At 64.5% G+C, this 22,042-nt stretch carries 19 protein-coding genes; 7 read left to right on the plus strand and 12 right to left on the minus strand.

The window, feature by feature from the left end:
* Nucleotides 1–38: 38 nt before the first annotated feature.
* Genes miaA through QN413_RS08500 form a run of 4 tightly spaced genes read left to right on the plus strand, consistent with a single transcriptional unit; the run spans nt 39 to nt 3,592 of the window.
* Nucleotides 39–938, plus strand: coding sequence for a tRNA (adenosine(37)-N6)-dimethylallyltransferase MiaA (gene miaA, locus QN413_RS08485; RefSeq protein WP_416352161.1), 900 nt, complete (start codon nt 39–41; stop codon nt 936–938).
* Nucleotides 935–1,600 carry an ABC transporter ATP-binding protein gene (locus QN413_RS08490; protein WP_323496183.1) on the plus strand — a complete coding sequence of 222 codons (666 nt, stop codon included), beginning with the start codon at nt 935–937 and terminating at the stop codon, nt 1,598–1,600. The genes miaA and QN413_RS08490 overlap by 4 nt, the downstream gene beginning before the upstream one ends.
* 7 nt (nt 1,601–1,607) lie before the next feature.
* Nucleotides 1,608–2,897 (plus strand): 3-oxo-tetronate kinase, encoded by a 1,290-nt coding sequence (gene otnK / locus QN413_RS08495; protein WP_323496184.1) that lies wholly within the window; start codon nt 1,608–1,610, stop codon nt 2,895–2,897.
* Between the two features lie 2 nt (nt 2,898–2,899).
* Nucleotides 2,900–3,592, plus strand: coding sequence for an aldolase (locus tag QN413_RS08500; protein ID WP_323496287.1), 693 nt, complete (start codon nt 2,900–2,902; stop codon nt 3,590–3,592).
* 16 nt (nt 3,593–3,608) lie between these two features.
* Here QN413_RS08500 and QN413_RS08505 read toward each other — a convergent pair whose 3' ends face one another.
* Nucleotides 3,609–4,583: a threo-3-hydroxy-L-aspartate ammonia-lyase gene (locus tag QN413_RS08505; RefSeq protein WP_323496185.1), complete on the minus strand. Its 975-nt coding sequence runs from the start codon at nt 4,581–4,583 to the stop codon at nt 3,609–3,611.
* A gap of 90 nt (nt 4,584–4,673) precedes the next feature.
* Here QN413_RS08505 and QN413_RS08510 point away from each other — a divergent pair, with 90 nt between their 5' ends.
* Together QN413_RS08510 and QN413_RS08515 are read left to right on the plus strand one after the other, a co-directional pair.
* On the plus strand, nt 4,674–7,316 hold the full coding sequence (locus QN413_RS08510) for an FtsX-like permease family protein (protein ID WP_323496186.1): 2,643 nt from the start codon (nt 4,674–4,676) through the stop codon (nt 7,314–7,316).
* 122 nt (nt 7,317–7,438) lie between these two features.
* A complete protein-coding gene (locus QN413_RS08515) occupies nt 7,439–8,452 on the plus strand; it encodes a carotenoid 1,2-hydratase (RefSeq protein ID WP_323496187.1) in 1,014 nt (337 codons plus the stop codon).
* A gap of 17 nt (nt 8,453–8,469) precedes the next feature.
* Here QN413_RS08515 and QN413_RS08520 read toward each other — a convergent pair whose 3' ends face one another.
* The 10 genes from QN413_RS08520 to QN413_RS08565 form a co-directional block, all read right to left on the minus strand.
* Nucleotides 8,470–9,447 (minus strand): branched-chain amino acid ABC transporter permease, encoded by a 978-nt coding sequence (locus QN413_RS08520; RefSeq protein WP_187051367.1) that lies wholly within the window; start codon nt 9,445–9,447, stop codon nt 8,470–8,472.
* A 10-nt stretch (nt 9,448–9,457) separates the two neighbouring features.
* Nucleotides 9,458–10,333, minus strand: a complete 876-nt coding sequence (locus QN413_RS08525) for a branched-chain amino acid ABC transporter permease (RefSeq protein WP_323496188.1) — start codon at nt 10,331–10,333, stop codon at nt 9,458–9,460.
* 45 nt (nt 10,334–10,378) lie between these two features.
* Nucleotides 10,379–11,578, minus strand: coding sequence for an ABC transporter substrate-binding protein (locus tag QN413_RS08530; protein ID WP_323496189.1), 1,200 nt, complete (start codon nt 11,576–11,578; stop codon nt 10,379–10,381).
* An 11-nt stretch (nt 11,579–11,589) separates the two neighbouring features.
* On the minus strand, nt 11,590–12,783 hold the full coding sequence (locus QN413_RS08535; protein ID WP_323496190.1) for an ABC transporter substrate-binding protein: 1,194 nt from the start codon (nt 12,781–12,783) through the stop codon (nt 11,590–11,592).
* Between the two features lie 36 nt (nt 12,784–12,819).
* Entirely contained in the window at nt 12,820–13,527 is a 708-nt protein-coding gene (locus QN413_RS08540; protein ID WP_323496191.1) for an ABC transporter ATP-binding protein, read from the minus strand.
* On the minus strand, nt 13,524–14,297 hold the full coding sequence (locus QN413_RS08545) for an ABC transporter ATP-binding protein (protein WP_187051363.1): 774 nt from the start codon (nt 14,295–14,297) through the stop codon (nt 13,524–13,526). Before QN413_RS08545 ends, QN413_RS08540 begins: the two co-directional genes overlap by 4 nt.
* 184 nt (nt 14,298–14,481) lie before the next feature.
* The gene (locus tag QN413_RS08550; protein ID WP_323496192.1) at nt 14,482–16,047 is read right to left on the minus strand and encodes a DHA2 family efflux MFS transporter permease subunit; all 1,566 of its coding nucleotides are present in this window, start codon (nt 16,045–16,047) and stop codon (nt 14,482–14,484) included.
* Nucleotides 16,048–16,110: 63 nt separating this feature from the next.
* On the minus strand, nt 16,111–17,496 hold the full coding sequence (locus QN413_RS08555) for an efflux RND transporter periplasmic adaptor subunit (protein WP_323496193.1): 1,386 nt from the start codon (nt 17,494–17,496) through the stop codon (nt 16,111–16,113).
* A gap of 55 nt (nt 17,497–17,551) precedes the next feature.
* Nucleotides 17,552–18,964 carry an efflux transporter outer membrane subunit gene (locus tag QN413_RS08560; RefSeq protein WP_323496288.1) on the minus strand — a complete coding sequence of 471 codons (1,413 nt, stop codon included), beginning with the start codon at nt 18,962–18,964 and terminating at the stop codon, nt 17,552–17,554.
* 55 nt (nt 18,965–19,019) lie between these two features.
* A complete protein-coding gene (locus QN413_RS08565) occupies nt 19,020–19,577 on the minus strand; it encodes a MarR family winged helix-turn-helix transcriptional regulator (RefSeq protein WP_323496194.1) in 558 nt (185 codons plus the stop codon).
* 77 nt (nt 19,578–19,654) lie between these two features.
* On the opposite strand from QN413_RS08565, the gene QN413_RS08570 reads away from it, so the two are divergent.
* Entirely contained in the window at nt 19,655–21,508 is a 1,854-nt protein-coding gene (locus tag QN413_RS08570; RefSeq protein ID WP_323496195.1) for an ABC transporter transmembrane domain-containing protein, read from the plus strand.
* A gap of 80 nt (nt 21,509–21,588) precedes the next feature.
* Here QN413_RS08570 and QN413_RS08575 read toward each other — a convergent pair whose 3' ends face one another.
* Nucleotides 21,589–22,035, minus strand: coding sequence for a DUF1178 family protein (locus QN413_RS08575; protein WP_323496196.1), 447 nt, complete (start codon nt 22,033–22,035; stop codon nt 21,589–21,591).
* Nucleotides 22,036–22,042: the final 7 nt, after the last annotated feature.

Genomic DNA, 22,042 nt, shown 5'->3' on the forward strand with positions numbered 1-22,042 from the left:
TCGCAGGGCCGACGGCCAGCGGCAAGACAGCCGCCGCCATGGCCATCGCACGCACGCGCCCGGTCGAGATCGTCAGCGTCGATTCGGCGCTGGTCTACCGCGGCATGGACATCGGCACCGCCAAGCCAAGCGCGACTGAGCGGGCGGAAGTGCCTCACCATTTGATCGACATTCGCGACCCTGCCGAGCGCTACAGCGCGGCCGCCTTCGTCGAGGATGCGCAGCGCGCCATCGCCGACATCCGCGCGCGCGGCAAGCTGCCTCTGCTCGTCGGCGGAACGATGCTGTACTTCAAGGCACTGATCGATGGCCTCGACGCGATGCCGTCGGCCGATGCCGCCCTGCGCGCGAAGCTCGCAGCCGAAGCTGCCGACGTCGGCTGGCCCGCCATGCACGCGAAGCTCGCCGAGGTCGACCCCATCACTGCGGCGCGACTCGCTCCGGCCGACAGCCAGCGCATCCAGCGCGCGCTCGAGGTCTGGCACGCCAGCGGGTTGCCGCTCTCGCACTTTCATGCAGTCAAAGTGGACAACGAAAACTCGATGACAGACGACCACACGAAGATCGCCACCGGCATCCTCTTCTCAATCGAGACAGAAGACCGCGCGTGGCTGCACACCCGCATCGCGCAGCGCTTCGACACCATGCTTGCCGACGGGTTCATGGATGAAGTCAACACCCTGCGCGCTCGCGGCGACCTGACGCCCGACCTGCCCTCGATGCGCTGCGTCGGCTATCGGCAAGCCTGGCAAGCACTCGACGGCGGCTGGCCGATGGCCGAGTTGCGTGAGCGCGGCATCGCGGCGACGCGCCAACTCGCCAAGCGGCAGATGACGTGGCTGCGCAGCATGCCGAAGCGCCGCATCGTCGCCTGCGATGCACCGGGCGCAGTCGCCGAGATCGTGCGCCAGGTCGGTCGGATCGCAGGACGTGCATGACCTTGCGCATCGACAACCTCGGCAAGCACTACGGCGAAGCGGCGGTCTTCGAGCACGTCACGCTCGAAGTGGCGAGCGGCGAGTTCGTCGCCATCGTCGGCGAATCCGGCGTCGGCAAGTCGACCCTGCTCAACTGCATGGCCGGGCTCGACAGCTGGGACGCCGGCAGCGTCACGCACGACGGCACCGACATCGGCAAGCTCGACGACACCGCCCGTGCCTTGTGGCGCCGCGCGAACGTCGGCTTCGTGTTCCAGGCCTTCCACGTGCTGCCGCATCTCGACGTGACGCAGAACGTGGCCCTGCCCTTGATGCTGATGGGACGCAACGACCCGGTGCGGGTCGAACGCATGCTCGACGTGGTCGGACTTGCCGGGCTCGGCGCCCGCTTGCCGCAGCAGCTTTCGGGCGGCCAGTTGCAACGCGTTGCCATCGCGCGCGCGCTGGTGCACCGGCCGGCATTGCTGCTGGCCGACGAGCCGACCGGCAACCTCGACCCGACGACCGCGGCCCGCGTCATGGACGTGCTCTTCGCGCAAACGCGCGAGCACGGCGCGTCGCTGGTGCTGGTGACGCATTCGGTCGCCGCGGCGGCGCGGGCCGATCGGGTGCTGCACCTGCGGGTCGACGGCATCTACACAGAAGCCCGTGCCGATGTTTAATTCGGATATGAACAAACTCACACTCGGCTGCATCGCCGACGACTTCACCGGCGCAACCGACCTCGCCAACAACCTGGTGCGCGCCGGCATGCGCGTGGTGCAAACCATCGGCGTGCCCAACGAGGCGTTCAGCGACGAGGTCGATGCCATTGTGGTCGCGCTCAAGACGCGGACCTTGCCCGCGGCCGATGCTGTGTCGCAATCACTGGCGGCATTGACCTGGCTGCAGGCGCAAGGCGCGCAGCAGATCTACTTTAAATACTGTTCGACCTTCGACTCGACGGCCAAGGGCAACATCGGCCCGGTGACCGACGCGTTGATGGACGCGCTGCACACCGACTTCACCATCGCCTGCCCCGCCTTCCCGGAGAACGGCCGGACGGTCTTCAAAGGTTACCTCTTCGTCGGCGACGAGTTGCTGCACGAGTCGGGCATGCGCAACCATCCGCTGACGCCGATGACCGACTCGAATCTCGTGCGCGTGCTGCAAGCACAGACCTCGCGTCGCGTCGGGCTCATCGACTACCGCACCGTGGCGCGTGGCGTCGACGCCATCAAGGCGCGCATCGAGACACTGCGCCGTGAAGACGTTTCGATGGCCATCGTCGATGCCACCAGCAACGACGATTTGATGCGCATGGGCGAGGCGTTTCGCGCCATGCCGCTGCTCACCGCCGGCTCCGGCGTGGCGATCGGCCTGCCGCAGAACTTTGGCATTTCCCCACAACCGCAAGCGGCCGAGTTGCCACCGGCACGCGGCCTGCGCGCCATCGTGTCGGGCAGTTGTTCGACCGCCACCAACGCGCAGGTGGCCGACTTCATAGGCCGCGGCGGCGCAGCCTTTGCGATCGACCCGTTGCGCCTGGCCGAAGGTATCGATGTCGCGAGCCAGGCGCTGCGCTGGGCAGAGCCCCTCCTGAAAGCCGGGCCGGTGCTGGTCTATGCAACCGCGGCACCCGATGCGGTGCGCGCAGTGCAGGCGCAACTGGGCGTGCAGCGCGCTGGCGAAATGGTCGAGCACACGTTGGCCGCCGTAGCGCGAGGGCTGGTCGAACGCGGCGTCGGGCAACTGGTGGTAGCGGGCGGCGAAACATCGGGCGCCTGTGTGCAGGCGCTCGATATCGCCATGTTGCGCATCGGTCCGCAGATCGCGCCCGGTGTGCCGTGGTGCCATGCGCCTTCCACGCACTCCGCGAGTGGCGCCGTGCACGTCGCGCTCAAGTCGGGCAACTTCGGCGCAGTCGACTTCTTCGCTCACGCGTTCTCATTGCTTTCACCTGAACCTGGAATGCTATGACGCTGGACGAAGCGACTGCCCGCGACGAGATCTGCCGCATTGGCCGCAGCCTCTTCGAGCGTGGCTACGTGCACGCGACCGCGGGCAACATCAGCGTGCGATTCAATAGCTCGGAGGGAGGCGGCTTTCTGATCACACCGACCGATGCCTGCCTCGGTTTTCTGGAGCCGGCGCGACTGGCGCTGCTCGACGAAGACGGCGTGCAGCAGAGCGGCGACCGCGCGAGCAAGACCATCGCGCTGCATCGGCGCATCTACGGCGCCAGCCTCGCCACCGCCGCGCCGGCGCATTGCATCGTTCACACGCACAGCACGCATTGCGTCGGTCTGACGCTCGACGGGGCCATGTGCGACGCGCCGCAAGGCCGCGAGTTGCTGCCCGCACTCACGCCCTATTTCGTGATGAAGGTCGGCCGCGTGCCGTTGATCGGCTACGCACGGCCGGGCGCGACTGAAGCCGCGGACGAAGTCGAAAACACCATCGTGCGCTACCACGCTGCAGGCACGGCGATCCGCGCCGTCATGCTGGAGCGGCTCGGCCCCACCGTGTGGCACGACACGCCGGCTGCTGCGATGGCGACGCTCGAAGAACTGGAAGAAACCGCGCGACTCTGGACCATGCGGCCCGCGAAGCCGGCACCACTCGATGAAGCGCAAATCGAAGAACTGCGCGAGCGCTTTGGCGCGATTTGGTAGAGCGCAGCGCTAAAGATCAGTCGCCAGCCAGCAGCACGGCATAGCGCGCCAGGTCGACATTCCCGCCGCTGACCACGATACCCACTCGCTGTCCGGCGATGGCCGCACCCGCAGCGCATGCAGCCGCGAACGACAGGCACCCCGTCGGTTCAACCACCATCTTCATGCGCTCGGCGAAGAAGCGCATCGCTTCGACCAGTTGCACATCGCTCACGGTCAAGATGTCGTCGACATCCCGCTTGATGATCGCGAAGGTGTATTGGCCGAGGTGCTGGGTCTGCGCGCCATCGGCGATGGTGCGGGGCGTTTCGATATGGACGATCTTCCCCGAACGAAACGACTGCTGACCATCGTTACCTGCCTCCGGCTCCACGCCGTAGACCTTGCAACCCGGCGCCAGCGCGCGTGCTGACAACGCGGAGCCGCTGCTCAGGCCACCGCCGCCGAGACAGATGTACAGCGCGTCGAGCGGGCCATCGGCGGCCGTGTCTTCGATCAGTTCCTTGACGGCCGTGCCCTGCCCGGCGATGACATCGGGATGGTCATAAGGCGGAATCAACGTCATGCCGCGTTCTTCTGCGAGTTGCCGCGTCACTGCCTCGCGGTCTTCGGTGAAGCGGTTGTACTGCACGACCTCGGCACCGTACTCGCGCGTGGCGGCGAGCTTGGCCGCCGGCGCGTCGTTGGGCATGACGATGACGGCCGGCATGCCGAGCAAGCGGGCCGACAGCGCCACCGCCTGGGCATGGTTGCCGGACGAGAACGCGATGGCGCCGGCCTTGCGCTGGGCCGCGTCGAACTTCGACAATGCGTTGAAGGCACCCCGAAACTTGAAGGCGCCCATGCGCTGGAAGTTCTCGCACTTGAAAAAGAACTGCGCGCCGTAGCGTGCGTCTGCCGTAGCAGAGCGAAGCACGGGGGTGCGGTGGGCGTGGCCTTCGAGCCGCGCGGCGGCGTCGATCACGTCTGCATAAGTCGGGAGCTGGAGCATTTGGCGAGCATATCGGACCGAGCGACGCACCGGAAGCCCTCGGTAAACCGCGCCCGTGCAAGCCTGATATCGGACCGGCACAATTGCGTGATGCGGGCCCTGCTCATCACTTTCTCCTGGCAGGAACTGCGACATCACCCGTGGCGCAATGCAGCCGCGGTGCTGGCCGTCATGCTCGGCGTGGCGCTGGCCTTTTCGGTACAGCTCATCAACGCTTCGGCGCTCGATGAATTTTCCAGTGCGGTGCGCTCGGTCAACGGGCAGCCCGATCTTGAATTGCGCGCGGCGCAGGGTGGATTCGACGAGGCGGTGTACGCGCGCGCGGCGCGGCAACCGCAGGTCCTTCTCGCGAGCCCTGTTCTGGAGCTTCAAACCGTGGCCTTCGCAGGAACAGGCGGGTCCGACCGGGCCGGTCAATCCAAAGAACAGCGTGTCCCGCTGCGCATCGTCGGCATCGATGCGCTGGCGCTCCCGACCATCGCCCCCGCGCTGCTGCCGCGACCTTCAGCCAACAGCGCGCGGTTTGCATTGTTCGCGCCGGCCACTGTCTTTCTCAACGCCGCCGCGCGTGCTGCACTCGGCGAAGGCACTGCGGCATTGCGCCTCTCCGTCAACGGCGCATGGCGCGACGTGCAGGTTGCCGGCACCGTCGCAGCGGGCGGCAGCGCACTGGCGGTGATGGACATCGGTGCCGCGCAAGACCTGTTCGGCCGCGCCGGACAACTCACTCGCATCGACTTGCGGCTCGCAGCCGGCACCGATCGCACCGCCTTCATCCGCTCACTGGAAAGCTCGCCGGACTGGCCGGCTGGCATCCGCATCGCCGAGCCGGGCGATGCGGCCGAACGTGTGAGCAACCTGTCGCGCGCCTACCGCGTCAACCTCACGGTGCTGGCGCTGGTCGCGCTTTTCACAGGCGCGTTTCTGGTCTTCTCGGTGCTCGCTCTCAGCGTGGCCAAACGCGCGCAGCAGTTCGCGCTGCTCGGCGTGCTGGGGCTGACGCCGCGCGGCCGCTTGCAACTGGTGCTGATCGAATCGCTGGTGCTGGGCGTGATCGGCAGCGTCGCCGGCATCGCGCTCGGCGCTGCCCTCGCCGCCTTCGCACTGCGTGTGCTGGGCGGTGATCTCGGCGGCGGGTACTTCGACGGCGTTGCGCCGACCCTGCACTGGAGCACGCCTTCTGCGCTGCTCTACGGCGGCCTCGGCGTGATCGCTGCACTGGTCGGCGGCTGGTGGCCGGCACGGGCTGCCATGTTGTTGCCGGAAGCGCAGACGCTGAAGGGGCTCGGTGCAGCGCCGGCGGCTGGCAACGGCCACTGGCTGGCGATCGCGCTCGTCGCGCTCGGCATCGCCTTGGCCACCGCGCCCGCCATCTTCGGCATCCCGATCGCCGCGTACCTTTCGGTCGCGTGCCTGCTGGTCGGCGGCATCACCGCGCTGCCCTGGTTGATCGCGCTGTTGTACGACCGCATCGCACCGCTGTTCGCGCAACACGTGCTGCCGATGCTCGCCATCGAGCGCGCTCGACGCATGCGCGGCACTGCCGCGGTCGCGGTGAGCGGCGTGGTCGCCAGCCTGAGTCTTGCCGTCGCGCTGACGGTGATGGTGGCGAGCTTTCGCGACTCGGTCACGCGCTGGCTCGATGTCGTGCTGCCGGCGGATCTCTATGTGCGAAGTGCGTCGGCTGGCAATTCCGGCAGTGGCGATCTGGCGCCGTTCATGCCCAGCTTCGTGCAGGCGCTGGCGCAGGTACCGGGCGTGGCGCGCACCGGCACGCTGCGCACGCGACCGTTGCTGCTCGATGCCACGCGGCCCGCCGTGACGCTGATTGCCCGCGACCTGGACGACGACGTCTCGCGCTCGCTGCCGCTGATGACGGCGGCATTGCCGGTGCCGGTGGGGCAGATCGGCATCTACGTCAGCGAGGCGATGGTCGAGTTGTACGGGGCGAGGCCCGGAGATGTCTTCGCGCCGCTGTCGAAGGCGTTTGGCACGAGCACGACGAATGCGCCGGGTGCTGGGAGTCCCGCGAACGCGTCACAGGCAATGCCACCGATCTTCTTCGTCGCCGGCATCTGGCGGGACTACGTGCGGCAGTTCGGCGCCATCACATTGGGCGCGCGCGATTTTGAGAAGCTGACGGGCGACCGCAACGTCAGCGACATCGCGCTGTGGCTCGCACCCGGCGCGGACGAAGCATCGGTGCAGGCAGCAGTGCGTGCATCGGCAGCGCGCAGCATCGCGGCCGGTGGGGCGGGCGGAGAGCCGATCGAGATCTCGTCGGTTAGTCAGATTCGCGCGACCTCGTTGCGCATCTTCGACCGCAGCTTTGCCGTCACCTACTGGCTGCAAGCAGTTGCGATCGCCATCGGGCTGTTCGGCATTGCCGCGAGCTTCAGCGCGCAGGTGCTGGCGCGCCGCAAGGAATTCGGTTTGCTCGCGCACCTCGGCTTCACGCGACGACAGGTGCTGGCGATCGTCGCCGGCGAAGGCGCGGCGTGGACCGGCATCGGCGCGGTGGCCGGCCTGGTGCTCGGGCTGGCGGTATCGGTGGTGCTGGTGAAAGTGGTGAACCCGCAAAGCTTTCACTGGACCATGGATCTGCTGCTGCCATGGCTGCGCTTGATCGCGTTGTGTGCGGCAGTGGTCGCCGCCGGCACTGTGACCGCCTGGCTCGCAGGGCGTGCGGCGGCCGGGCGGGATGCGGTGTTGGCGGTGAAGGAGGATTGGTGATGGCGACACGACGGGAAAGTCCTCCGAGGCCGGCAAATTCGGCAGCGCAATCAGGCGCATCGAGCCCCTCGCGTCGAACGCTGCTGCGAACTGCACTGGCCGCGCTCGCTGTTCCTTTCGCGATGCCTCTCTGGGCGTTGCCGCCCCGCACACTGCAGTTCCCACGCGACTTCGGCAGCCATCCCGATCTCGCGACAGAGTGGTGGTACGTCACCGGCCATGCACGCTCGCAGGACGGTCGCGAGTTCGGCTACCAGGTCACGTTTTTTCGCTCGCGGATCGATGCTGCAAAGCCGTTGAATTCGGCCTTCGCCGCCAAGCAGATCGTGTTCGCACATGCCGCCATCACCGATCTGGAGGGCAAGAAGCTCTTGCACGACCAGCGCATTGCGCGCGAGGGGTTCGGCGTCGCTTCGGCAAGTCAGAGCGACACCGACGTCAAGCTGCGCGACTGGTCGCTGGTGCGTCGACCTGACTCGCAAGGCATCTATGAAGCGCATGTCGCAGCTACAGGATTCGCCGTCGACCTGAGCTTTGCGCCAACGCAGCCGGTGCTGTTGCAGGGCGATGCCGGCCTCTCGCGCAAGGGGCCCTCGCCCGATCAGGCCAGCTACTACTACAGCGAGCCTCAGCTCGCCGCGCAAGGCCGGCTGACGCTGCAAGGCCGCGCCTTCGATGTCACCGGAACGGCCTGGCTCGACCACGAGGTCAGCGAAGCGCTGCTGCATCCGGACGCGGTGGGTTGGGACTGGATCGGCATGAACCTGGACGATGGCAGCGCCCTCACCGCCTTTCATCTGCGGCGTCGCGACGGCAGTGCGTTGTGGGCCGGCGGCTCGATGCGCCAAAAGGGCGGCGCGTCGCGTTCGTTCAGCGAGAACGAGGTTCGGTTCCAAGCCGAAAGCACATGGACCAGCCCGCGCACAAAGGCGATCTACCCGACGCGCTGGCGCGTGCAGACTTCTGCTGGCACGTTTACCGTGCGCGCCTTGCTCGACGATCAGGAACTGGACGGTAGCGGTGCGACCGGCGGCGTGTACTGGGAAGGCCTGAGCGAACTGCTCGACGCGCAGGGCAAGCGCGTGGGCAGGGGCTACCTGGAGATGACGGGCTACGCCGCGCCGCTCCAGCTGTGACCCGCTGATTCGCTGCGCTACTTGCGCTTGATCAGCGCGATGATCTCGCCCATGATCCCGCGTCGGAATGCCAGCACGCAGATCACGAAGATCAAGCCGGTGACCATCGTCACCGACTCGCCCAGCGTGTTGAACCACTCGATGGACGTGAGGCGGGCCAGCAGGTTGCCGAACTCGCCGATCTTGTTCTCGAGCAGCTCGACCACGGCCGCGCCGACGATCGGGCCCGACAGCGTACCGAGACCACCGACCAGTGTCATCAAAACGACCTGACCCGATGCGGTCCAGTGCACGTCGCTCAATGTCGCGAAGCCGAGCACCAAGGTCTTGAGCGAGCCGGCCAGACCCGACAATGCGGCAGAGATCACGAACGCCAGCAGCTTGAATCGCGCGACGTCGTAACCCAGCGAGAGCGCACGCGGCTCGTTTTCCTTGATGCCTTTCAGCACCTGGCCAAACGGCGAATGGATGGTTCGCGCGATCAGCAGGAATCCCGCCACCACCACCGCGAGCGCGACGTAGTACATCGTGAGGTCGCTCGACAAATCGAGCAGGCCAAACAGCTTGCCACGCGGCACGCCTTGCAGGCCGTCTTCGCCGCCGGTGAATTTGGCCTGCAGCGCAACGAAGAACATCATCTGCGCCAGCGCCAGCGTGATCATCGCAAAGTAGATGCCCTGACGACGAATCGCCAACACCCCGAACAACCAGCCGAGCAGTCCACCGGTGACGGTGCCAAGAAGAAGCCCCAGCTCAGGCGTCAGGCCCCAGGCCTTCATCGAGTAGCCGGCAACGTAAGCCGAGCCGCCCAGAAACGCAGCGTGGCCGAACGACAGCAAGCCGGTGTAGCCCAACAGCAAGTTGAAGGCCGCGGCGAACAGCGCGAAGCACATCAGCTTCATCACGAACACCGGATAGGCACCGAAGAACGGCGCGAACAGCAATGCGATGAACAACAGTCCGTAGACGATCGTGGATATCTTTTTCATGTTCATGCCGGTCGCCTTACTTTTCTTTGCCGAACAGGCCGGCGGGGCGAATCAACAGCACGATGACCATGATCAGGAAAACGACGGTGGACGATGCCTCCGGGTAGAACACTTTGGTAAAGCCTTCGACGATGCCGAGCCCGAGGCCGGTGAGGATCGATCCCATGATCGAACCCATGCCGCCAATGACCACCACCGCGAACACCACGATGATGAGGTTTTGCCCCATCAGCGGCGTGACCTGAATCACGGGTGCCGCCAGCACGCCCGCGAAGGCCGCCAGCGCGGCGCCGAAGGCGTAAGTCAGCGTCACCATCAACGGCACGTTGACGCCGAACGCTTCGACCAGCCGCGGGTTCTCGGTGCCGGCCCGCAGGTACGCGCCGAGCTTGGTCCGCTCGATGACGAACCACGTTGCGAAACACACGACCAGCGACACGACAACGACCCAGGCCCGGTAGTTGGGCAGCACCATGAATCCGAGGTTGGTCGCGCCGTCGAGCAGCTCCGGTGCGTCGTAGCCGAGGCCCGACACCCCGTAGACCGAGCGAAAAGCGCCCTCGATGAGCAAGGTGAGCCCAAGCGTGAGCAGCAGGCCGTACAAATGATCGAGCTTGTAGATCCAGCGCAGCAACAGGCGCTCGATAAGCACCCCGAAAATGCCGACCACCACAGGCGCGATGAAGAGCATGGGCCAGTAGCCCAGCCCGAGGTAGTTCAGGGCCATCCATGTCAGCAGCGCACCCATCATGAACAAGGCGCCGTGCGCGAAGTTGATGACGTTGAGCAGGCCGAAGATCACGGCCAAGCCGAGACTCAACATGGCGTAAAACGAGCCGTTCACCAGCCCCAGGAGGAGCTGGCTCAACAGGCCGGGCAAGGAGATGGTCATGGAAGCGTTCGGAGCGTCACAGCGTCAAGATGTTGGTCGCGGGCTCTATTTCCAGAGAGCGCACTTGCTCTCAGCCTTGGTGGTGAACACCTGGTCGCCGGGGAGCTTGGTCACGACCTTGTAGTAGTCCCATGGCTGCTTCGATTCGGCCGGCGACTTCACTTGCACCAGGTACATGTCGTGCACGAAGCGGCCGTCGGGGCGGACCGTGCCCTGCGCATAGAAGTCTTTGATGGGCGTGCTCTTCAGATGCGCCATGACCTTGTCCGAGTCGGTCGACTTGAGGGCTTGCACAGCCTTCAGGTATGTCATTGTGGCCGAGTAGTCGGCGGCCTGGATGTCGGTCGGCATGCGCTTCATCTTTTCGAAGTAGCGGTTGCCGAACTTGCGCGACTCGTCGTTCAGGTTCCAGTCCCAGCTGGTCGTCAGCAGCAGGCCCTCGGTGTTCTTCAGTCCGAGGCTGTGGATATCGCTGATGAAGACGAGCAGGCCTGCCATCTTCATCGTCTTGGTGATGCCGAACTCGCGGGCCGCCTTGATCGCGTTGACGGTGTCGCCACCCGCGTTTGCGAGGCCGAGGATCTGCGCCTTCGAGTTTTGCGCCTGCAGCAAAAACGACGAGAAGTCGGAGGCATTGAGCGGGTGACGAACCGAGCCCACGACGGTACCGCCCTTCTCCTTGATGACCTTGGCCGTATCGGCTTCGAGCGCTTGCCCGAACGCGTAGTCGGCCGTCAGAAAGAACCAGCTCTTGCCGCCCTGATCGACCACCGCGCCGCCGGTGCCTTTGGCCAGTGCGACCGTATCGTAGGCATAGTGAACGGTGTACGGGCTGCACTGCTCGTTGGTGAGGGCCGACGAGCCTGCACCGATGGCGATGAAAGTGCGCTTCTTCTCTTGCGCGACCTTCGCCATGGCGAGGCCGGTGCCGGAGTTGGTACCGCCGATCAGCATCGACAGACCCTGCGTGTCCATCCATTCGCGCGCCTTGGACGCTGCGATATCCGCTTTGTTCTGATGGTCGGCGGTCAGCAGCTCGATCGGCATACCGTTGACCTTGCCGCCGAAGTCGTCGATCGCCATCTGGATGGCGGTGACGCCACCCTTGCCGTCGACGTCAGAGTACAGGCTGGACATATCTGTGATGAAACCGATACGCACTTTGTCGTTGGCCTGGGCTTGCGCCGCACCATTCGAAAGTGCCATGGCCGCAGCCACCAGGGAGAGAGCGAATGCCTTTTTCATCGTCGACCTCTTCACTTCCAGGTGGCGCACTTCGTTTCCGCCTTGGTCGTGAAGACCTGCTCACCCGGCATCACCTTGATCACTTTCAGGTAGTCCCAAGGCTGCTTCGACTCCGCCGGCGACTTGGCTTGCACCAGCAACATGTCGTGGATGTACTGGCCGTCCGCGCGAATCTGGCCCTTGCCGTAGAAGTCGTCGATCTTCATGCTCTTGAGCTGTGCCATGACCTTGTCGGCATCGGTCGTCTTCGCGGCTTCGATGGCCTTTAGGTAGTTCGTGGTGAACGAGTAATCGGCGGCCTGCACGTCGGTCGGCATGCGCTTGGTCTTGTCGAAGAACTTCTTCGACCAGGCGCGTGTCTTGTCGTTCAGGTCCCAGTAGAAACTGGTGGTGTGCAACAGGCCTTCGGTGTTCTTCAGACCCAAGCTGTGGACGTCCGAAAGGAACACCAGCAGACCGGCGATCTTCATGGTCTTGTTGATGCCGAACTCTTTCGCGGCCTTGATCGAGTTGATGGTGTCACCGCCAGCGTTCGCCAGACCGAGAATCTGCGCCTTGGAGTTTTGTGCCTGCAGCAGGAACGACGAGAAGTCGGACGCGTTGAGTGGGTGCCGGACCGAACCCAGCACAGTGCCACCCTTGGCCTTGACGATGGCGGTGGTGTCGGCTTCCAGCGCCTGACCGAAGGCGTAGTCGGCCGTCAGAAAAAACCAGCTCTTGCCGCCCTGGTCCACTACGGCACCGCCGGTACCCTTGGCCAGCGCCACGGTGTCGTACGCGTAGTGGATGGTGTAGGGGCTGCACTGCTCGTTAGTGAGTGCCGAAGTACCCGCGCCGTTGTTGATGTAGACACGCTTCTTCTCTTGCGCCACCTTGGCCATCGCGAGCGCGGTGCCGGAGTTGGTGCCGCCGAAAAGCAGCGTGACGCCTTGCGTGTCAATCCACTCGCGAGCCTTCGATGCGGCGATGTCGGGCTTGTTCTGGTGGTCAGCCGACATGAGTTCGATCGGCTGGCCCAACACCTTGCCGCCGAAGTCGTCGATCGCCATCTGGATGGCCGTCACGCCACCCTTGCCTTCGACGTCGGAGTACAAACTCGACATGTCGGTGATGAAGCCGATCTTGACCTTCTCTTGCGCCTGAGCGGCGGTGACGAGCGTGAGGGCACCGATGGCGAGTGCGAGCGCGGTAAGTTTCTTGTTCATTGCGAAATCTCCGAAAGAAAATGGATTGGAAAAAGGTCAGACGCCGAGCAATTCGTTGAGCACCGGCATCTTGGCTTCGAGCTCGGCGGCGCCGAACTTCTCCACGATGCGGCCGTGCTCCATCACATAGAAGCGGTCGGCCAACGGCGCAGCAAAGCGAAAGTTCTGCTCCACCATGACCACCGTGTAGCCCTTGCTACGCAGCATGTGAATCATGCGTGCGAGGGCTTGAACAATGACGGGCGCGAGCCCTTCAGATATCTCGTCGAGAAGCAGCAGCTTGGCTCCCGTGCGCAGGATGCGCGCGACCGCGAGCATCTGCTGCTCGCCGCCCGAGAGACGCGTACCCTGGCTGTGGCGGCGCTCGGCCAGGTTGGGGAACATGTCGTAGATTTCTTCGACCGACATGCCCGGTCCCGAACCCTTGAGCTGCGGTGGCAGCATCAGGTTTTCTTCGCACGACAGGCTGGCGAAAATGCCACGCTCCTCCGGGCAATAGCCGATGCCATGGTGCGCAATACGGTAGGTCGCCATCGAAATGGTTTCGACGCCGTTGACCTGGATGCTGCCCTTGCGCGCACCGGTGAGGCCCATGATGGCGCGCAGCGTGGTCGTGCGCCCTGCCCCGTTGCGGCCCAGCAGTGTGACGACTTCGCCGGGCTGCACGACCATGTCGACACCGTGCAGCACGTGCGACTCGCCGTACCAGGCTTCCAGGCCCTTGATCTCCAGTGCGGCGGTCATGAATGAGCGCCGGCGAGCTGTCCGTCGGTGGTGCCCATGTAGGCCTCCATCACCAGCGGGTTCTTCGAGACTTCAGCGTAGGGTCCTTCGGCCAGCACGGCGCCGCGCTGCAGCACGGTGATGGTGTCGGCGATGGTCGACACCACGCTCATGTTGTGCTCGACCATCAGGATGGTGCGGCCTGCGGCCACGCGTTTGATCAGTTCGGCCACGCGGTGCACGTCTTCGTGGCCCATGCCCTGCGTCGGCTCGTCGAGCAACATCAGCTCGGGCTCCATCGCCAGCGTGGTGGCGATCTCGAGGGCGCGCTTGCTGCCGTACGGCAGGTTTACCGTCTGCTCCTCAGCCAGGTCCTCCAGCCCGACCTCGGCCAGCAAAGCGCGAGCGCGATCGTCGAGCGGCTTCAGCGAATTTTCGCTTTTCCAGAAGTGGTAAGAGGTGCCGAGTGAACGCTGCAATCCGAGGCGCACGTTTTCGAGCAACGTGAGGTGCGGGAACACTGCGGAAATCTGGAACGAGCGAATGATGCCGCGGCGCGCGATTTGCGCCGGCCGCTCGCTCGTGATGTCATGGCCGTTGAAGAGGATCGTGCCGGACGTCGGCTCGAGGAATTTGGTCAGGAGGTTGAAGCAGGTCGTCTTGCCGGCGCCGTTGGGGCCGATCAGGGCGTGGATCGATCCGCGCTTGACTGCCAGATCGACCTTGCTGACCGCGGTGAAACCTTTGAATTCCTTGGTGAGCTGACGTGTTTCGAGAATGACGTCGCTCATCTCGCGCGGTCGTCCGGTTGCTGGAAGGAAATTTCGATCATGCGGTCCATTCGAGCGCGCCACCATGGCTGCGCGGACGCATGTTATCTCGCGGTTCGGTGCTTTCTACTGGGGCAAATGCCTATGCTGCACTGCAACCCGGCGCTCTCCTACGCGGCCGGAAGCGCGTCCGGCCGCGCAGGATTCAGTGCGCACCAGCCGCAGCATCGGAACCCGCGCCGCCCTTGGCCGGTTTGGCAAGCCAGACCAGCGGAATCAGGAAAATGAACAAGACAGCCGACGCGTAGAAAACATCGTTGGCCGCCAGCATGAAGGATTGCTGGTCGATCAGCCGGTTGATCTGCGCCAGTACCTGATCGGCACTGAAGCCGTTGCTTTGCAATCCGGAGATCATGCCGGTTGCTGCAGAGTTGCCCTGGTTGATCGACTCGGCCAGTTGCGCGTGGTGCGTCGTCGCGCGGTTGTCCCAAACGGTCGTGACGATCGAGGTGCCCATGGCGCCCGCGGTGATCCGTAAAAAATTCGACAGGCCCGACGCCGCCGGGATCCGATCGGGCGTCAGGCCCGACAGCGTAATCGTCACCAGCGGGATAAAGAAGAACGCCATCGCCACGCCCTGAATGATCGTCGGCACCATGATGGTGGCGATGTCGGCAGAGGTATTGAACCGCGAACGCATCCACAGCACGAGCGCGAACACCAGGAACGAGAAGGTGACGTAACGCCGTGGATCGACTTTGGCCACGGTGAGCCCGACCAGCGGAGACAGCACGATGGCCAGTGCGCCGACGGGCGCCAGCACCATGCCGGCCTGCGTCGCGGTGTAGCCCATGTACTGCTGCAGCCAGAGCGGCAGCAACACGACGTTGCCAAAGAACAGCCCATACCCCACGGCGGTGGCCAGGGCACCCGACCAGAAGTTGCGGCGTTTGAACAGTGAAAGGTCGACGACCGGATGCTCTTCAGTCAGCTCCCAGATGATGAAGAAGGCGAACCCCACGACGGCCACAACGGCCATCGTCACCACCTCAGGCGAATGAAACCAATCGAGCTCCTTGCCCTTGTCGAGCATGAGCTGCATCGAGCCCACCCAAAGCACCAGCAGCGTCAACCCCACCGAATCGATCGGCGCCTTCACGATGGTCGAATCACGCTTGCGGTAGAGCACCCAGGTAATCGACGCCGCGAGCACGCCCACCGGGATGTTGATATAGAAAATCCACGGCCACGAGATGTTGTCGGTAATCCAACCGCCGAGCAGCGGGCCCATCACCGGCGCGACCAGCGTCGTCATCGCCCACATAGCCATCGCGAGGCCGGCGAGCGCCCGCGGATAGCTGGCGAGAAGCAAGGTCTGCGACAGCGGAATCATCGGCCCGGCGCAAAAGCCCTGCAGCGCGCGGAACAGAATCAGCGTGGTCATGTTCGGCGCGATACCGCACAAGAACGAGGCGAACATGAACAGGATCACGCTGGCCATGAAGAGCTTGACCTGACCGAACCGCTGCGAAAGCCAGCCGGTGAGAGGCACCGCGATGGCGTTGGCCACCGCGAAGCTGGTGATGACCCAGGTGCCCTGCGTCGAACTGACGCCGAGGTCGCCGGAAATTGCGGGGAGCGACACGTTCGCGATCGACGAATCGAGCACGTTCATGAAGGTCGCGGCCGAGAGCGCGATCGTGCCCCAGACGCGCGCAGCGCCTTCGAGCGGCGCGTGGACAATGTGAGCGGATGCGGGAGCAGTGGCCATCGCGTGCGTATGCGGCTGTGCGTGTAAACGAGAACGTGGGAGCGTGCGGATCGGGGCCGGCGACTAGCCGTGGTTGCCCGACATGGCGACGGCCGCGGGCCGCGCGACGCTGGCCTGCGGCGGCACGGCCGACACGGCAACGCCGGGTGCTGTCGCCTTGGCCGCGGGCGCAGCCGTGCCCTTCGCGCCGCTCGCCAGCGCAGGCACCGCACCGGCGAGATTGGCCGCGATAATGCGTTGCACGACCGCGTCGGAGCCGTTGTCTTCCGAGCTGTAGACCTGGGTCTGCGACAACGCTGAAGCGCGGGGCGCGTCGGCCAGCATCTTTCCGTCCTTAGCGCTGACATCAATCTCCGCGTCCATCGACAAACCGACGCGCAACGGGCTGGTCTTCAATTGCTCCGGGTCGAGCGTGATGCGCACCGGCACACGCTGCACCACCTTGATCCAGTTGCCGGTCGCGTTTTGTGCAGGCAAGAGCGCAAAGGCTGCACCGGTACCCACGCCCAAGCCCGCGACCTTGCCGTTGTATTCGATCTTTTTGCCATACAGGTCGGCGGTGAGTTTTACGGGCTGACCGAGACGGATGTTGCGCAGCTGCACTTCCTTGAAATTGGCATCGACCCACACTTGGTTGAGCGGCACGATCGACATCATCGGCGTGCCGGCAGCGACGCGCTGGCCAAGCTGCACCGTGCGCTTGGCAACGTAGCCGTCGACCGGTGCGGGCATCGCGACGCGCTGCGTGGCGAGGTAGGCCTCGCGCACCTTGGCCGCGGCGGACAGCACGCTCGGGTGGTCTGCGACGCTGGTGCCATCGGTCAACGACTGGTTGCTCAACAGCTGTTCACGTGCAGTGACAACGCCTGCCTGAGCAGCCGCCAGCGCGCTCTTGGCGTTGGCAAGAGCGGTTTCGGAATGGTTCAGTTCTTCTTTCGACACCGCCCCGTTGCCCGAGAGCGCTTGTCGGCGTTGCAGATCGTCTTGCGCCCGCGCGATGTCGCTCTGTGCCCTGACGATGTCCGACTGGCGCAGCGTGACCTGTGCCGCCAGCGAGCCGTTGTTGGCATACAGCGTGCGCACCTGGCGCACGGCTTGCGCCAGAGCGGCTTCGGACTGGTCGAGCGCGACCTTGGCGTCCGCCGGATCGAGCTGCACCAGCGGCTGGCCGGCTTTCACGAAGTCGGTGTCGTCGGCCATGATGGACATGACGGTGCCGCTGATCTGCGGTGTGATCTGGATGACGTTGCCTTGCACGTAAGCGTTGTCGGTGTCTTCGTAGTGGCTTGCAACCAGCCATTCGTAGACGCCCCAACCGCCACCCACGACGATGACGACCGCTGCCAGAGCGGTCAGTGCGCGACGGCGCTTGCCGTTGCTGGCCGCAGGCGCTTCAGAAGAGACGGAGGCTGCAGGAGCTGCCGTTGGCGGAGTGTTGTTGTCGTTCATGGTGATGCGTCTTCTTGATCGATAAATTCAGCGAAGTATTGGGGTCGACAGTTCGTCAGTTGATCGCTGCCGAGGCAGTGTTCACCGGCGGCTGGTAGCCGCCGCCGAGGGCACGCGCCAACGACACCTGCGTGTCGAGTGCGCGCGCCGCCAGGTCGACCGCGAGCCGGCGCTGCGCCAGCACAGTCGTTTCGGCCGTCAGCACCTGCAGGTAGTTGCCAAGGCCGGCGCGGTAACGCTGCACCGCGATGTCATAGGCGCCTTCGGCAGCGACTTCGGCATTGCGTTGTTCTGTTTGCTGCCGCGCGATCGACTGTGCGCTGGCGACCTGATCGGCCACGTCGCGTACCGCGTCGATAACGGTGGCGTTGTAGGTTTCGATCGCAGCGTCGAGGTCCGATGCCTTGCCGCGCAGGTTGGCGCGCAGACGGCCACCTTCGAAGATAGGCAAGCGGATGGCGGGGCCCACGCCCCACTGCTGGCTGCCACTCTTTACGAGGTTGCTGAAGCCGATCGACTGGAAGCCCGCAAACGCGGTCAGATTGATGTTCGGATAGAACTGCGTGCGCGCGTTGGCCACGTCGCTCGTGGCCGCTTCGACGCGCCATCGCGCTGCCGCGATGTCGGCGCGGCGGCCCAGCAGGTCGACCGGAATGTTCGACCGCAGCGCGATCGCCTTGACCGAGTCCAGCGAAGGTGGCACCAGGCTTTGCGTGACATTCGGCTTGGCGACGAGCGCATCGAGCGCGTGCTGTGCAAGGGCGACCTGCTCGTTGAGCGATTCGATCTGCTGGCGCGCTTCTGGCAGACCGCCTTCGCTCTGGCGCAGCTCGAGGCGCGTATCGAGGCCGGCGGACACCCGGTCGCGCACCAGCTTCAAGGTTTCGTCGCGCTGCGCCAAGGTGCGTTGTGCAACCGCGAGCTGGCCGGTCAAGCGTGCCCACTGAAAGTATCCACGCGCCACATTGGCCGCGAGCATGACGCGCGACGCTTGCTCATCGGCAGCTGCAGCATTGGCCGAACCGATGGAGGCGTCGAGCGCAGTGCGGTTCTTGCCGAAGAAGTCGAGTTCCCAGCTGCCATTGAGCTGCAGAGTGCCGATCTCCTGAATCGATCCACCCAGCGGCGACGGGTAGATGTAGTTCTTGCTGAACTTGGTGCGGTTGGCATCGAACTGGCCATTGAGCTGCGGCTTGTCGGCGGCGCCGATGACATCGACCGAAGCCTGCGCGCGAGCCAGCCGGGCGCGGGCCACTTGCAGGTTCGGATTGCCCTCGACCGCTTGATCGATCAGCGTATTGAGTTGCGCGTCGCCGAAAGCGGTCCACCAGCGCGGATCGACACCTTCCGATGGGTTGAGGGTTGCAGTGCCGTTTGAAGGTACTGCAGCAGTAAAACCAAGCGAATCGGCATCGCGCAGCTTGGCGTGCCCGCCGATGCCGGCCATATCGGCGCAACCGGCCAACATCAGTGCAGATGCGAGCGCCAGCGCACCTAATGCGAAGGTGCTGGAAGCGGAAGACTCAAGGGGACGAGGAAGTGTTTTCATTTTTTTCTCCACGAGCCGACAGGGCTTGTGCGTTGTCGAGGATGCGGCGCAGGTAGCCTTTGAGCTGTTCCCACTCTTCATGGCTGAAACCGGCGAGATGTTCGTTTTGCACACGACTCAACACGTGCGGTACTTGTTCTGCGGCAGAGCGGCCCTCATCGGTCAGCTCGATGTTGACGACGCGGCGATCGGTCAGTGAACGCACGCGCTTGCAAAGTCCTTTACTCTCAAGACGGTCGAGCAGGCGTGTCATGGCGCCGGTATCGAGCTCGCATTCGCGCGCCAATTCGGCCACTGTGGTTGCCTTGCCCATCTGCAATTTGTGTAGCGGAATCCACTGCGGATAAGTCGGATTGCCGGGGCCGCACATCTTGGATTCCACCGACTGGCCCACCGCGGTCATGATCCGCCGCATCAGATAGCCCACGCTCTCCTCAGCGCGGTAAGTCTCCGCTTTATAGAAAGCAGGCACCGATTCGACTGGGGTTTCCCCTAGCGAAGACGCTGTTTCTTGGCTTTTTGACTCGTTCATGATGAATAAATATTAGCTGCCGCGGCAATTACTGTCAAGGCGACCTTTGTAACGACAGCATTCGTTAGAATCATCCGATGCCTCTTCCTGCTGTGCCGTCTGCACCTTCCGCCGCAGCCCCTGCTGCGTCTTCCCCTGTGTCGTCTACTGCCGCTTCCGGTACCTCCGCTGGCGCCAAAGGCGAGCCCAAGTCACTGTCTGGGTTGCGGCCCTTCCTCCGGCCCTACAGGGTCCAGATCGGCATGGCAGCGCTGTTTCTGGTCTTGGCCGCCGTGACGACGCTGGTATTTCCGTTGGCGTTACGCAGCTTGATCGATGGCGGGCTCGTCTCGACCGACAAAGGCGCGCAGACGATGGCCCTGCGCGACCATTTTCTGGAACTGTTTGGCGTCGCCGTGGCGCTGGGCCTCTTCTCGGCGTTGCGCTTCTATACGGTGAGTTGGCTCGGCGAGCGCGTCACGGCCGACTTGCGCAACGCGGTGTACGCGCACGTGTTGCGCCAGAGCCCCGTGTTCTTCGAATCGACTCAGACCGGCGAGGTGCTGTCACGCCTTACCGCCGATACGACGCTGGTGCAAACGGTGGTCGGCTCGTCGCTCAGCATGGGCCTGCGCAATGCGGTGATGGGCATCGGCGCGCTGGCGATGCTGGTGTGGACGAATCCGTACGTGATGACGCAAGTGCTGCTCATCCTCGTGCTGGTGGTGCTCCCGAGCATGTGGTTCGGTCGGCGCGTGCGGAAGCTGTCGCGGGCCAGCCAGGACCGTGTCGCCGATTCGAGCGCCATTGCTGCGGAGGTGCTCAACGCCATTCCCGTGGTGCAGAGCTACACCGCAGAGAAGCGGGAGGCCGAGCGCTTCGACGCATCGACCAACGCGGCCTTCAACACTGCCATACGTCGAACCAAAGCGCGATCGGTGCTCGTGGCATTCATCATCATCGCCACATCGGCGGCGCTGCTCTGGGGCCTTTACCAAGGCACGCAAGCCGTGCTGCACGGCGAGATCACCGCCGGCCACCTGGGCCAGACGGTCGTGTACGTGATCATTCTGGCCAGCGCGGCCGCGGTGCTCGGCGAGGTCTACGGCGACTTGCTGCGTGCAGCCGGCGCCACCGAGCGTTTGATGGAATTGCTCCACGCGGTGCCCGCCATCGTGTCGCCCGTGCGGCCGGTCGCTGCGCCGGTGCCGCCCTCCGGCAGCGCGGTGAGCTTCGACGCGGTGACCTTTCACTACCCTTCGCGCCCCGGCACCCCGGCGCTGCGCGATTTCAGCCTCGCCGTCGCGCCGGGCGAAACCGTGGCGCTGGTCGGCTCCAGTGGTGCCGGCAAGAGCACGGTGTTCCAGTTGCTGCTGCGCTACTACGACCCGCAGTCGGGTCAGCTGTTGCTGGACGGCGTACCGCTGGCTGATTTGTCACTCGATCATTTGCGTCATCGCATTGGTTTGGTGCCCCAGGATGCGGTGATCTTTTCGACCAGCGCATTCGAGAACATCCGCTACGGTCGGCCCGAAGCCAGCGCGGATGAGGTTCATGCCGCCGCACGCGCCGCCTTTGCGCACGACTTTTTAACCGCGCTGCCTGAGGGCTACGAAACCTTTCTCGGCGAGCGCGGCGTGCGGCTGTCAGGCGGCCAGCGGCAACGCATCGCCATCGCGCGCGCCATGCTGAAGAACCCTCCTCTGTTGCTGCTGGATGAAGCGACAAGCGCGCTGGATGCCGAAAGCGAACGCATGGTGCAGGCAGCTCTTGAAACCGCGATGGCGGGCCGAACGACGATCGTGATCGCGCACCGATTGGCGACCGTGCAAAAGGCAGATCGCATCATCGTGCTCGACCATGGCGCCATTGTCGAACAGGGCACGCATGCGGCGCTGGTGGCGCAAGGCGGCATCTACGCGAGACTCGCAGCGTTGCAGTTCACAGCTTGAGGCCGGGCCTGAGACTCGGTTCGGGTGCAGCGCAACAAGTGCGCTGATCGACGGGCACAGGTGCCGACGATGGCAATCGATTACTGCAGCGTCTCTTTGAGCGCCGGCGGCAACGGCAATGGCATCACCGCGATGCCTTCGTCGAGTAACGCTTCGGCTTGCTCGCGCGTCGCCTGACCGCGAATGCTGCGCTCTTCGGCTTCGCCATAGTGCATCTTGCGTGCCTCGTCGGCAAACCGATCGCCGACGTTTTCAGTGTTGGCCATGACCTCGCGGACAGCACGCATCCAACGCGCCTCCGGTGTGGTCGGTGCCGAGACTTCGCGCGATGAAGACGGCTCGGATTCAGGCGCTCTGGAGTTGCCGAGATTCAGACGAGGCGCCGTCAAGAGCTTGACGATGCCAGTGTCGCCGCACATCGGGCATTCGACCAGACCACCAGCATGTTGCATGTCGAAGGCTTCGTTCGACGCGAACCACCCCTCGAAGCCGTGGCCCTGTGCGCATTGGAGGTTGAGGACCTTCATGCGACCG

It is taken from the genome of Variovorax sp. LG9.2, from assembly GCF_035018885.1.
Classification (GTDB): Bacteria; Pseudomonadota; Gammaproteobacteria; order Burkholderiales; family Burkholderiaceae_C; genus Variovorax.